The sequence below is a fragment of the Methylocystis sp. SB2 genome, from assembly GCF_049817085.1.
Taxonomy (GTDB): Bacteria; Pseudomonadota; Alphaproteobacteria; order Rhizobiales; family Beijerinckiaceae; genus Methylocystis; species Methylocystis rosea.
On record NZ_CP187401.1, the window covers coordinates 2,105,906 to 2,118,369 of the forward strand.

The following is a 12,464-nucleotide window of genomic DNA, read 5'->3' on the forward strand; positions in this document are numbered from 1 at the left end:
CTACACAATAACCCCCGGGTCCGCCATCCGCCCGGCCAAGGCGAACTGGGTTGAGCGAACTTGGCGAAGGCGGACCTGGCCCAGGGGCGAGAAGGGAACGGTAAATGGCGGATCACGAGCAGTCGTACGGCGCGGCCGGTCTGCCGGAAACGCTCCTAGAGGGCTATGAGTCCTTCGTTCGCGGGCGTTTCCTGGCCGATCACGACCGATTCGAAGAATTAGCGGTCAGGGGCCAGACGCCCAAAACAATGATCATCAGCTGCTGCGATTCGCGCGTCGCGCCCGAGACCATCTTCAACGCTGGCCCCGGCGAGCTTTTCGTCTTGCGCAATGTTGCGGCGCTGGTGCCGCCCTACGAGCCCGACGATCATTATCACGGCGCTTCCGCCGCGCTCGAATACGCCGTCATGGCGCTAAAGGTTACGGACCTCGTGGTGCTCGGCCATGGGCAATGCGGCGGCGTGCGCGCCTATGCGGAGATCGCCGCCGATCCCGACGCGCCGCGGCTGAGCCACAGCGACTTCATCGGCGACTGGATCAAAATGCTTGGTCCTGCGGCTGATCGCCTGGGCGTTCGGCCAAATCCCAAGGACGCGGACTATGTGGAGCGCCTGGAATTCGAGTCGGTGAAGCAGACGCTGCGCAACTTGCGCTCCTTTCCCATGATTCAGGTGCTCGAACATCACCGGCATCTGCGGCTGCATGGCGCTCTGTTTCGAATCATGGACGGGCGATTGTTCGTGCTCGACGAATCGACGGGCGTCTTCAATCCCGTTTGCGAAGGAGCCTACGCCGCCGCTTTCGCCGAGGCGCGCTTTTGACGGCAGGCTCCTCGCCAGACCGCGACCACGTACCGTTCATCGCCGGCCTGCGCGACATCGCCGACGGCTATGACGCGATTCTGTGCGATGGCTGGGGCGTGCTGATCGACGGCCGGCGGCATTTCCCGGAAGCCGCCGAGGCCCTGCGGCGCTTTCGCGCGCAAGGCGGAACCGTCGTGCTGATCACCAACGCCTCGCGTCCCGACGAAGAAGTGCGGCGCCAGCTCCTCGGCCTCGGCGTGCCGCAGGACTGTTTCGACGATCTCCTCTCAGCGGGAGAGCTGGCGCTGCGCGAAATCGTCGCGCGCGACGGACAGGCGGTCTACCACCTCGGCCCCTCGCGCGACGACGGCCTGTTCCGCGCGGCCGCGCGGCGTCTCGGGGCGCCGGTCATGCGCGTCGGGCCGCAAGCCGCCGATTACATCGTCTGCACCGGCCTCTTTGACGACCGCAACGAAACGCCCTCGGACTATGACGAGCAACTCGCGGAGCTGAAGGCGCGCGATCTGACGATGCTGTGCGCCAATCCCGACATTGTCGTCGCCATCGGCAATGATCTCGTCTACTGCGCCGGCGCCATCGCCGAACGCTATGCGGCGATCGGCGGCCGCGTTCTGACCTTGGGCAAACCCCACGCCCCGATCTACGCCGCCGCCTTGGAGCGGCTCAAGAATTTGCGCGGCGGCGAAGTTGACAAGGCGCGCACGCTGGCGATCGGCGACGGCGCCTTCACCGACCTTGCCGGCGCGGGCCGCGCCGGGCTCGACTGCCTCTTCATCATCCATGGCGTGCATCGCGCCGAGCTGCATCCCGGCGGCGGCGCGCTTGACGAAGCGGCGCTCGATTCGCTCTTCGCGCGCGCCGGCGCTCGTCCTAAGGCTTTGGCTCGCGAGCTTTTCTGGTAAAAGGGGCTGCACAGGCCTCATCTGCGGTCACGATCCGCGACGCAACTTTCCGGTGGCTTCCATGTCGACGCCGTTCAAAATCTACTATTTCGAGGATCTGAGCGTCGGCATGCGCGAGACGCTGATGAAGGCGGTGATGGACGACGACGTGATCGCCTTCGCCGATCTTTCCGGCGACCGCAATCCGATTCATCTTTCCGATCACTTCGCCTCGAAGACGCGCTTCGGCGAGCGCATCGTGCATGGCCTTTATACGGCGTCGCTTATCTCGACGGTCATCGGCATGTATCTGCCTGGCCCCGGCGCCGTCTATCTGTCGCAGACGCTGAATTTCCGCGCGCCGGTGAAGATCGGCGACGTGATCACCGTCATTGTCGAAGTGGTGGAGCTGATCGAAAAAGGCCGGCGCGCCAAGCTCAAATGCGAATGTCTCGTCGACGGCAAGGTCGTGCTCGACGGCGAGGCCTTCGTCATGGTGCCGAGCCGCGAGCAGGTGATGCGCGTCGCGGCGCCAGCGCCAGCAGAGGCGAAGCCGGCCTCGGCTTAGATCTTCCGGCCCCGAGCCGTGTCCGACTCCTTCATTGTCGCGCGCGACCCTCAAGCGCCGCCGCCTGGACTGGAGGGCGCGGTCGCGGCGGTCGGCAATTTCGACGGGCTGCACAGAGGCCACCGCGGCGTCATCGCTCGGGCTCGGGCGCTCGCCGCAAAACTCTCGCGTCCCTGCATTCTGCTGACCTTCGAGCCCCATCCGGCGGATTTTTTCGCCGGGCGAACGGTGATCTTTCGGCTCACGCCGCCAGACGCAAAGGCGGCGCAGGCCGCCCGGCTCGGGCTCGACGGCGTTATCGTGCTCACCTTCGACAAGGACTTCGCGAAAAGCCCCGCGCGGGTCTTCACGCAAGAGATTCTGCATGATCGCCTGCAGCTCTCGGCTGTTGTGGCGGGCTATGATTTTCGTTTCGGCGCCGGCCGCGAAGGCGGACCGGAGTTTTTGCGCGCCGAAGGCGAACGGCTCGGGATGATCGTGGAGATCGTCGACCGCATCACCCAGGACGAAGAGGGCAGCTTAGAGGCCGTCTCCTCAACAGCGACGCGGGAAGCGCTGGAACGCGGCGACGCGGCGCTCGCGCGCCGGCTTCTCGGCCACCCCTACTTCATTCGCGGCGTCGTGCGCCACGGCGACAAGCGCGGGCGCACGCTCGGCTTTCCGACCGCCAATATCGCGCTCGATCCCGCCAATCGGCTCAAGCACGGGATCTACGCCGTGACGATCGAGGTCGACGGGAAGGCGCATCAGGGCGTCGCCAGCTTCGGACGCCGGCCGACCTTTGACAATGGCGCGCCGCTCCTTGAAGTCTTCCTCTTCGATTTCGATGGCGACCTCTACGGCAAGGAGGTGGAAGTCGCCTTCTACGGCTTCATACGCGGCGAAGCGAAATTCGACAGCGTCGAGGCGCTCGTCGAAAGAATGCGCGTCGACGTCGAAGAGGCGCGAGGACTATTGGCCGAAAGCGGCGCTTTGAGCCGGGCGAATGATCTGTTGCCATAAGTTGCGCGCGATCTAGCTTGGAGACTGCGTCCTCGACAGGAGGGAAACGTCATGAACGAAGAGCCCAAGGGACGGGTCGAAATCATCTTGCCGGGCGAGGAGACGGACGCCTCAAGGATCTGGGTCGCGACGGGCGCCGGTCGGGTGAAGGTCGTCAAGCTCTCGCCATGGCAGAGCCTGATGGTCACTGCGGCGCTGCTGTTGTTCCTGTTCCTCGGGTTCACGCTGCTGTCCGGCGCATTTCTGGTGTTGCTGATCATCGCCGTTGTGGCGGGAGGCTTCGCCTTTCTCGCCGGACTGCTCGGGCTGAGGCGGCCTCGCTAGGGGCGCTGGCCGCTTTTCCCGGCTCGGTAGCGCTGCTATTAAGGACCAGATGCCTTTCCTGACCGCCATTCGAATTACCAAACCCGGCCTGCGCGAGATCACGCTGCATTTGGGCGCGATCGCCCAAATGCAGATAACGTGATCGATCTAATAGTTTGAAGCGCGCACTCTGCGAAAAACCGGGTTCCACTTTTCGCAGCGCGCTCCTGAGCTAAAGGCTCGCGCAGGGTCGGGTGCGGCGCGATTGGCGCTCTTTCCACAAATCCTCTAATCAGCGCGGCAATAGCGGCGCTTATGGCGCCTGCGTCCGCCCCAGCCGGTTTTCACGACGATGAACGACGACAGCCCGAAAGGGCCCGACTATTCGAAAAGCCTCTATCTGCCGGTCACGGATTTTCCGATGCGCGCCGGCCTGCCGCAGCGCGAGCCGGAAATCCTCAAGCGATGGGAGACCATCGGCCTGGAGCAAAAGATGCGTGAATCGGGCGAGGGTCGTCCGAAATTCACGCTCCACGACGGCCCGCCCTACGCCAACGGCAACATTCATATCGGCCATGCGCTCAATAAGATCCTCAAGGATCTCGTGACGCGCAGCCAGCGCATGACCGGCAAGGACTGCGTCTATGTGCCGGGCTGGGACTGCCACGGCCTGCCGATCGAATGGAAGATCGAGGAGGAGAATTACCGCGCCAAGGGCAAGCAGAAGCCCGATTTCACCGATCCAGGCGCCATGATCGCCTTCCGGCGCGAATGCCGCGCCTATGCGGGACATTGGCTCGGCATTCAGCGCGAGGAGTTCAAGCGCTTGGGGGTCGCCGGCGATTGGGGCCATCCCTATTCGACGATGGCTTTTCCGGCGGAAGCGACGATCGCGCGCGAGATCATGAAATTCGCCGCGAACGGTCTGCTTTATAGAGGCTCGAAGCCGGTGATGTGGAGCGTCGTCGAAAAGACCGCGCTCGCCGAAGCCGAAGTCGAATATGAGGATTATACGAGCGACCAGGTCTGGGTGGCGTTTCCGATCCCGCGCGGCGCCGCAGGCGAACTGAGCGACGCGCGCGTCATCATCTGGACGACGACGCCCTGGACGCTTCCCGGCAATCGCGCGATCTCCTTCTCCTCGAAGATCGACTACGGCCTCTATCACGTCACCCATGCGCCGGAGGGCAACTGGGCGCTTCCGGGCGCGACTTTCGTCATCGCCGACAAGCTTGCGAGCGAGGCGTTCAAGGCGGCGAAGGTCGACGGCTACGAGCGTTTGCACGACGTGCCCGCCGCAATGCTCGCCGAGCTGATCTGCGCGCATCCGCTGGCGCATCTTGGCTATGATTTCGACGTGCCGCTCTTTGACGGCGAACATGTCACCGACGACACGGGCACGGGCTTCGTGCACACCGCGCCGGGCCACGGCCGCGAGGACTTCGACATCTGGATGGCGAACGCGCGCGAACTGCAGGCGCGCAACATGGAGACGCGCATTCCCTATACGGTCGACGAGGACGGATTCTATACGAAGGACGCGCCGGGCTTTGAAGGCAAGCGCGTCATCACCGACAAGGGCGACAAGGGCGACGCCAATGAGGCGGTCATCGCCGCGCTGGTTCAGGCCGGCAATCTCGTCGCGCGCGGAAAGCTGAAGCATCAATATCCGCATTCATGGCGCTCGAAGAAGCCGGTGATCTTCCGCAACACGCCGCAATGGTTCATCGCGATGGATAAGCCGTTTGGCGCGGCGCCCTACCTCCCCCTTGCGGGGAGGTCGGCCGCCGAAGGCGGCCGGGTGGGGGGTCAAGACGATTCACCCCACCCCGCATCGCTTCGCGATGCGACCCTCCCCGTCGAGGGGAGGGATAGCGCGAGCATTGAAAGTGCGCGCGCTAACGCCCCCACGCTTCGCGAGATCGCGCTTGAGGAAATCGCCCGCACGCAATGGACGCCGGCGGCGGGCGAGAACCGAATTCGCGGCATGATCGCCAATCGTCCCGACTGGGTCGTGTCGCGCCAGCGCGCCTGGGGCGTGCCAATCGCAATCTTCGTCAAGAAGGGCACGCATGAGCCGCTTGTCGACGCGCGCGTCAACGCCCGCATCATCGAGGCCTTCGAAAAGGAAGGCGCGGACGCCTGGTATGAAGCAAACGCTTCAGAGCGTTTTCTTTCGCCCGACTATAAGGCGCAAGACTACGAGAAGATCTCCGACGTTCTCGACGTCTGGTTCGATTCAGGTTCGACCCACGCCTTCACGCTCGAAGATCCGCAGCATTTTCCGATGCTCGCCGGCATCCATCGCAAGCGCGACGGCGGCGAAGACGAGATCATGTATCTTGAAGGCTCTGATCAGCATCGCGGTTGGTTCCATTCCTCGCTTCTCGAAAGCTGCGGCACGCGCGGCCGCGCGCCCTACGACGCGGTGCTGACGCATGGCTTCGTGCTCGACGAGCGGGGACGCAAAATGTCGAAGTCGCTCGGCAATGTCGTCGCGCCGCAAAAGATCATCGCCGACTCCGGCGCCGACATCATGCGGCTCTGGGTCGCGGCGTCCGATTATGCCGACGATCTGCGCGTTGGCCCCGAAATCCTTAAAACTTTCGTCGAGCTTTATCGCAAACTGCGCAACACGACCCGCTGGATGATCGGCGCGTTGGCGCATTATCAGCCAAATGACGATGCGGCGATGCGCGAGGCGGGAGAGCTTGAACGTCTCATGCTGCATCGTTTGCATCAGCTCGACGAGTCGATCCGCGCGTCCTATGCGGCATACGACTACAAGCGCGTTGTCGCGTTGCTCACCCATTTCATGACGAGCGAGCTGTCGGCTTTCTACTTCGACGTGCGCAAGGACGCGCTCTATTGCGATCCGCCCTCGAGCGTGAAACGCAAGGCGGCGCTCGCGACCATCGATCGCATCTTCCGCAGCGTCACGACATGGCTCGCGCCAATTCTCGTCTTCACCGCGGAGGAGGCGTGGCTTTCCCGCTTTCCGAACGCGCAATCCGTGCATCTCGAACATTTTCCGACCATTCCCGAGGCGTGGCGCGACGACGCGCTTGCCGCCAAATGGGACAAAATTCGCAAGATCCGCTCGGTCGTCACCGGCGCGCTCGAAATCGAGCGCGCGCAAAAACGCATCGGCTCTTCGCTGGAAGCAGCGCCGACCGTTTATGTAGAAGATGAGTCGTTGCGCGACGCGCTCGACGGCGTCGACTTCGCCGAAATCTGCATCGCCTCGGATATCCGAGTCTTGCCGGGAGAATCGCCGATCGACGCCTTCCGCCTGCCGGAAGCGCCGGGCGTCGGCGTGGTTTCGCAACGCGCGGCCGGCGTCAAATGCGCCCGCTCGTGGAAATATTTCGATCCCGCGACGGCGGATCCTGATTATCCCGACGTGACGCCGCGCGACGCGCAGGCGTTGCGCGAGCTTGTCGCGCTCGGCCGCTGGAGCACTTTGTGATCCTGGCAAGAGAGACATTGCGCCGACCCGTCGCCCCCTCCCTGTCCCTCCCCCGCTGCGCGGGAGAGGGGACGCAAGCGATCGGCGGCGCGCGTATTCCTTGTCGTGACCCGAGCCTGACTCCCTCTCCCGCGCAGCGGGGGAGGGTTGGGGTGGGGGTTACGCTTAAGTGAACGTTCTTCTCGCATTTCTGGCCAATACGATCGTCAATTTCGTCATCGGCCTCACGGTGGCGAAATTTCTCGGCCCCGAGGAATACGGCCGCTTCGCGCTTGCCTTCTCCATCGCGGTGGTCGTGCAGACGGCGCTTTATGATTGGCTGCGTCTCTCGGCGACGCGCTTTTACTCAAAGCGCACGCGCGACAAAGAGCCGGTGGTGCGCTCGACGCTCGACGCGTCCTTCATCGCCGTCACGCTCTTCCTCGCATTGGCCACGGGCATTTATGCGCTTGTCGGGCCGCCGCTCGATTTCGAAACCAATCTCATCCTGCTTGCGCTGCTGACGTCGGTGGCCAACGGGCTCTTCGACTATTGCACCGCGCTTGTGCGCGCGCGCTTTCATGACCACGCCTATGTGCGACTCATGCTCGCCAAGAACGCGCTGTCGCTTGTCCTCATCGGCGGCGGCGCCTTTATTTTTCACTCGGCTGCGGTGGCGCTCGCCGGCGGCGTCGCGAGCCTGTTCGGCACGGTCGTTCTCGGACGCCGCGCGTTGCTCGATCCCGGCGCCGACATTCGCGCCGCCTCGAGTCAGAATGCGCGTGCGCTTGCGGCCTATAGCGCGCCGATCGTGACCGCGCATCTTCTCTATCAGGCGATGCCGCTCGCGGCGCGCTCCATCGTCGCGAGCGTCTTTGGTTTCGCCGAAACCGGCCAGTTCGCACTGGCGTATGATCTCGGCGTGCGTGCGGTGCAGGCGCTCGGTTCGGCGCTCGACGTGCTCTTGTTTCAGATCGCCGTCGCGGCGCATGAACTCCATGGCGTCGATCGCGCCAAGCAGCAGGTCGCGCGCAACATGGGCATCGTCGTCGCCTTTTTGCTGCCGGCGTGCGCCGGCCTCTGGTTCGTCATGCCGTCGATCGAAGCGCTGATCGTGCCGGCGCAATATCGCGGTCCCTTCGGCCATTACCTCGGGCTGCTGCTTCCGGGACTTTTCGCGATGGGCGTCATTCTGTTCGGCGTCAATCCCGTCTTTCAGATCGAAAAGAAGACGGCGCCATTAATGGTCGCGGCGCTTGCGGCGGTCGCCTTCGGCCTTGCGCTGCTGCTTTTTCTGCCCTGGGGCGAGGACGCTTCCAATCTCGCGATCGCGCAAGCCGGCGCCTATATCGCGGCGCTCGTGGCGACGGTCTATTTCGCGCTGCGCACGCAGCCGGTCTGGCCGTCGTTCTGGGACATGTTCGCTGCGCTTGTGGCGACGGGGGCGATGTCGCTGGCGCTCACCCCTTTGCGCGAGATGAGTCCGGGCATTGCCACGCTGATTGCTCAGATCCTGGCCGGCGCGGCCGTCTATGGAGTGCTGACCATCGCCTTCGACATCGCCGGGCTGGGCGATCTCACGACGACGTGGCTCCATCGGCGCCTCGCCCGGTCGTGACGCGGCCAGTCGGCGTCGCCATATGCTAGGCTAGCGGTCGATAAGGAGCGCGCCAATGGTGATGCCGATCTATGACGACGCGCCGCTGCGCTATTTGCGGCGGCCCATCGTGAATTGGACGCTGATCGCGCTCAACGTCATCATATTCCTCGTGGTGCAGAGCGAGATTTTCGGCGATCCGCTGACCGTCGTCCGCGGCTTTGCGATCATCCCGCGCGTGCTCTTCGGCGAGGCCCAGCTCGCCGACTGGATCGTCGGGCCGCCGGCTGCGCTGACGCTTGTCACCGCGCTGTTCTTTCATTCGTCGGTGGTGCATCTCGGCTCGAACATGTTGTTCCTTTACGTCTTTGGCGACAATGTCGAAGACGCTATGGGTTCGCTGCACTATCTGCTGTTTTATCTTTCCTGCGGCGTCGCCTCCGGCGTGTTCTACATTTACGCAACGCCGCATTCGATCGCGCCGCTCATCGGCGCGTCGGGCGCGATCTCCGGCGTCTGCGCGGCCTTTCTGTTGCTCCATCCGCGCGCGACGGTCGCGGGAATCTTTCCGCCGCTCTCGCTGGCGCTCGCGCCGATCTATCTTGGCGCCTGGCTGTCCGGGGTGCGGCCGAGGTCTATCCTGGGGCTGCGGGCGCCGCTATTCTCTTTTGTCGCCTCCGGCTGGCTGTTCGTCGGCGCCTGGATTGTGATGCAGCTCATCAACGCGTCTATGGGCGAGGGCGGCGCGGTCGCCTGGATGGCGCATGTCGGCGGCATCGCCGCGGGTCTGGTGCTGACGCCGATTTTTAAGCGCCGCCGGCACCGGCTTTTCGACAGGAGCGGCCCGCTCGCCCCCGCGCCGCGCGCGCAGGACGCCGGCGACGACGCCCCCTGACCAATTCGTTCGGCGCGTTCGCTTTGTTTGACTTGCGCGCGCGCCCCCGCTACCAGACCGCGCGACGGCTTTAGCCAGAGTGGAGCGCGCGCAGGCGGCGTTCCGACACCGTCTCGCCAAAGGGTCAGAAGGACCAAGGGGTCGCGCGATGAAGATTCTCGTGCCCGTCAAACGGGTCGTCGATTACAACGTCAAGATCAGGGTCAAGGCGGACGGTTCGGGCGTCGATCTCGCCAATGTGAAAATGTCGATGAACCCCTTCGACGAAATCGCCGTCGAAGAGGCGCTGCGGCTCAAGGAGGCCGGCAAGGCGACGGAAGTCATCGTCGTCACGATCGGACCGGCTAAGGCCGACGAGACCTTGCGCACCGGCCTCGCCATGGGCGCCGACCGTGGCGTTCTGGTCAAAACCGACGAGACCGTCGAGCCGCTCGCCGTCGCCAAAATCCTGGCCAAGATCGTCGCCGAGGAACAGCCGCAGCTCGTCATCATGGGCAAGCAGGCGATCGACGACGATTGCAATCAGACAGGCCAGATGCTCGCGGCGCTGCTCGGCTGGGGCCAGGGCGCTTTCGCCTCGAAAGTCGAGATGACTGAGGGCGCCGTCGACGTGACGCGCGAGATCGACGGCGGGCTGCAGACCGTCAGCTTAAGGCTGCCAGCCGTCGTCACCACGGATTTGCGCCTCAACGAGCCGCGCTACGCCTCGCTGCCCAACATCATCAAGGCAAAGAAGAAGGAAGTCGCCGTGAAGTCGCCCGCCGATTATGGCGTCGACATTTCGCCGCGCCTTGACGTGTTGAAAACCACTGAGCCTGCGAAACGCAAGGCGGGCGTCAAGGTAGGCTCGGTGGTCGAACTCGTTGGCAAGCTCAAGGAAGCGGGAGTGCTTTAAAGATGACGATTCTGCTTCTTGCCGAAACCGCCGGCGACGCGATCGCGCCGGCGACCGCCAAGGCGCTCACCGCCGCCAAGGAGATCGGCGGCCCCATTCATGTCCTCATTGTCGGGCCCGGCCTCAAGGGCGCGGCCGAGCAGGCGGCGAAACTCGCCGGCGTCGACAAGGTCCTCGTCGCCGAAGACGCTTCGCTCGATCATGTTCTGGCCGAGACCGTTGCCGCGCTGATCGTCTCGCTCGCCGGCGCTTATGACGTCATCATCGCGCCGTCGACTTCGGCGACGAAGAACGTGCTGCCGCGCGTCGCGGCGCTGCTCGACGTGATGCAGGTCTCGGACATCATCAAAGTCGTGTCCGCCGACACTTTTGAGCGGCCGATCTACGCCGGCAATGCGATCCAGACCGTGCGCGCGAAGGACGCAAAGAAAGTGATCACCGTGCGCACCACCGCCTTCGCGGCGGCCCCCGAAGGCGGCTCGGCGCCCATCGAGACGATTGCGGCGCCCACCGATCCCGGCGTTTCCGCCTTCAAGAGCGAAGAGCTGGCGAAGTCCGAGCGCCCCGAGCTCACCTCGGCGCGGATCATTCTCTCGGGCGGCCGCGCGCTCGGGTCGGCGGAGAATTTCCAGAAGGTGCTGGATCCGGTCGCGACGCGGCTTAATGCCGCGATCGGGGCGTCTCGCGCCGCCGTCGACGCCGGCTATGCGCCAAACGACTTGCAGGTCGGCCAGACCGGAAAGGCCGTGGCGCCCGATCTCTACATCGCCGCCGGTATTTCGGGGGCGATCCAGCATCTCGCCGGCATGAAGGATTCCAAGGTGATCGTGGCGATCAACAAGGACGAGGAGGCGCCTATTTTCCAGGTCGCCGACTATGGCCTCGTCGCCGACCTCTTCACGGCCCTGCCCGAGCTTGAGGCGGAGTTGGCGAAGATCGGCCGCTGACGACAAAAACCGCCGTCGCTTCGGTCCGAAATGGTCCGGCGCGGCGGCTCGGAGCTGGCGGAGCGTCGGCGCTGGGCACCCCGCAGGCTCTATTCTTTGTTTTCTTTGCGAAGGAACGCAAGTTATATTGCACTGCGGCACGCACTCAGCGCGGGCGGGCCGCTTGCTATCCGGCGCGAGCTTGGCTGACGGTGGTAAAAAATGGGCTTCGAAATTCGCAAGATCGGCGTCATCGGCGCGGGCCAAATGGGCAAGGGGATCGCCCATGTCTGTGCGCTTGCCGGCTATGACGTCGCCCTGAACGACATTTCGCAGGAACGCATCGACGCCGGCATCGCCGACGTCGCCGCGCAGATGCGACGCGCCGTGGAGCGCGGCCAGATCGACGCCGCGGCGGTCGAACCGGCGCTCGAACGCATTTCCGGCGCGCCAAAAATGGCGGACTTCGCCGACTCCGACCTCTTGATCGAGGCGGCGACCGAGGTCGAAGACCTCAAGCGAAAAATTCTGACGGAGCTCACGCAGTTCGTGAAGCCCGGCGCGATCATCAGCTCCAATACGTCATCGATTTCGATCACGCGCCTTGCCGCCGTCACCGGTCGGCCGGAGCGCTTCATCGGCATTCATTTCATGAATCCGGTGCCGCGCATGCAGCTTGTCGAACTCATTCGAGGCATTGCGACCGATGACGTCACTTTCGAGGAGACGAAGGCGTTCGTCTCCAAGCTCGGCAAGACGATCAGCGTTTCGGAGGACTTCCCTGCCTTCATCGTCAACCGCATTCTGCTGCCGATGATCAATGAGGCGATCTACACGCTCTACGAAGGCGTGGGCTCGGTCGACGCCATCGACACGGCGATGAAGCTTGGCGCCAACCATCCGATGGGTCCGCTGCAGCTCGCCGATTTCATCGGCCTCGACACCTGCCTTTCTGTCATGCAGGTGCTGCATGAGGGCCTGGCGGATTCCAAATACCGCCCCTGCCCTCTGCTGGTGAAATATGTCGAAGCCGGCTGGCTCGGCAAAAAGACTCAGCGCGGCTTCTACGATTATCGCAGCGGCACGCCCGTTCCGACGCGCTAGAGTCGTCTCGAACCGCCGTCC

General features: G+C 64.1%; 11 protein-coding genes. All 11 read left to right on the forward strand.

All coding sequences use genetic code 11. The features are described from left to right. Positions 1–104: 104 nt before the first annotated feature. The 11 genes from ACPS74_RS10325 (at position 105) to ACPS74_RS10375 (ending at position 12,443) form a co-directional block, all read left to right on the forward strand. A complete protein-coding gene (locus ACPS74_RS10325; RefSeq protein ID WP_029648627.1) occupies positions 105–821 on the forward strand; it encodes a carbonic anhydrase in 717 nt (238 codons plus the stop codon). Beyond that, complete coding sequence (locus ACPS74_RS10330; protein ID WP_029648628.1) at positions 818–1,726, forward strand: TIGR01459 family HAD-type hydrolase; 909 nt, start codon at positions 818–820, stop codon at positions 1,724–1,726. Before ACPS74_RS10325 ends, ACPS74_RS10330 begins: the two co-directional genes overlap by 4 nt. 61 nt (positions 1,727–1,787) lie before the next feature. Next, positions 1,788–2,273, forward strand: coding sequence for a MaoC family dehydratase (locus tag ACPS74_RS10335; protein ID WP_018406450.1), 486 nt, complete (start codon positions 1,788–1,790; stop codon positions 2,271–2,273). A gap of 18 nt (positions 2,274–2,291) precedes the next feature. Next, positions 2,292–3,275 (forward strand): bifunctional riboflavin kinase/FAD synthetase, encoded by a 984-nt coding sequence (locus ACPS74_RS10340; RefSeq protein ID WP_036241373.1) that lies wholly within the window; start codon positions 2,292–2,294, stop codon positions 3,273–3,275. A gap of 51 nt (positions 3,276–3,326) precedes the next feature. After that, complete coding sequence (locus tag ACPS74_RS10345; protein ID WP_029648630.1) at positions 3,327–3,599, forward strand: hypothetical protein; 273 nt, start codon at positions 3,327–3,329, stop codon at positions 3,597–3,599. Positions 3,600–3,930: 331 nt separating this feature from the next. Further along, positions 3,931–7,047 (forward strand): isoleucine--tRNA ligase, encoded by a 3,117-nt coding sequence (gene ileS, locus ACPS74_RS10350; RefSeq protein WP_029648631.1) that lies wholly within the window; start codon positions 3,931–3,933, stop codon positions 7,045–7,047. A 169-nt stretch (positions 7,048–7,216) separates the two neighbouring features. Continuing rightward, positions 7,217–8,644 carry a lipopolysaccharide biosynthesis protein gene (locus ACPS74_RS10355; RefSeq protein ID WP_029648632.1) on the forward strand — a complete coding sequence of 476 codons (1,428 nt, stop codon included), beginning with the start codon at positions 7,217–7,219 and terminating at the stop codon, positions 8,642–8,644. A 55-nt stretch (positions 8,645–8,699) separates the two neighbouring features. Further along, positions 8,700–9,518, forward strand: coding sequence for a rhomboid family intramembrane serine protease (locus ACPS74_RS10360; RefSeq protein WP_029648633.1), 819 nt, complete (start codon positions 8,700–8,702; stop codon positions 9,516–9,518). 148 nt (positions 9,519–9,666) lie between these two features. Continuing rightward, positions 9,667–10,413 (forward strand): electron transfer flavoprotein subunit beta/FixA family protein, encoded by a 747-nt coding sequence (locus ACPS74_RS10365; protein ID WP_029648634.1) that lies wholly within the window; start codon positions 9,667–9,669, stop codon positions 10,411–10,413. A 2-nt stretch (positions 10,414–10,415) separates the two neighbouring features. After that, positions 10,416–11,360 carry an electron transfer flavoprotein subunit alpha/FixB family protein gene (locus ACPS74_RS10370; protein WP_029648635.1) on the forward strand — a complete coding sequence of 315 codons (945 nt, stop codon included), beginning with the start codon at positions 10,416–10,418 and terminating at the stop codon, positions 11,358–11,360. Between the two features lie 201 nt (positions 11,361–11,561). Continuing rightward, entirely contained in the window at positions 11,562–12,443 is an 882-nt protein-coding gene (locus tag ACPS74_RS10375) for a 3-hydroxybutyryl-CoA dehydrogenase (protein WP_029648636.1), read from the forward strand. Positions 12,444–12,464: the final 21 nt, after the last annotated feature.

Excerpts from the sequence above, each read along its gene's own strand:
- ACPS74_RS10325 (WP_029648627.1), top strand. The coding sequence starts at position 105 with ATGGCGGATCACGAGCAGTCGTACGGCGCGGCCGGTCTGCCGGAAACG.
- ACPS74_RS10335 (WP_018406450.1), top strand. The coding sequence starts at position 1,788 with ATGTCGACGCCGTTCAAAATCTACTATTTCGAGGATCTGAGCGTCGGC.
- ACPS74_RS10345 (WP_029648630.1), top strand. The coding sequence starts at position 3,327 with ATGAACGAAGAGCCCAAGGGACGGGTCGAAATCATCTTGCCGGGCGAG.
- ileS (WP_029648631.1), top strand. The coding sequence starts at position 3,931 with ATGAACGACGACAGCCCGAAAGGGCCCGACTATTCGAAAAGCCTCTAT.
- ACPS74_RS10360 (WP_029648633.1), top strand. The coding sequence starts at position 8,700 with ATGGTGATGCCGATCTATGACGACGCGCCGCTGCGCTATTTGCGGCGG.
- ACPS74_RS10365 (WP_029648634.1), top strand. The coding sequence starts at position 9,667 with ATGAAGATTCTCGTGCCCGTCAAACGGGTCGTCGATTACAACGTCAAG.
- ACPS74_RS10370 (WP_029648635.1), top strand. The coding sequence starts at position 10,416 with ATGACGATTCTGCTTCTTGCCGAAACCGCCGGCGACGCGATCGCGCCG.
- ACPS74_RS10375 (WP_029648636.1), top strand. The coding sequence starts at position 11,562 with ATGGGCTTCGAAATTCGCAAGATCGGCGTCATCGGCGCGGGCCAAATG.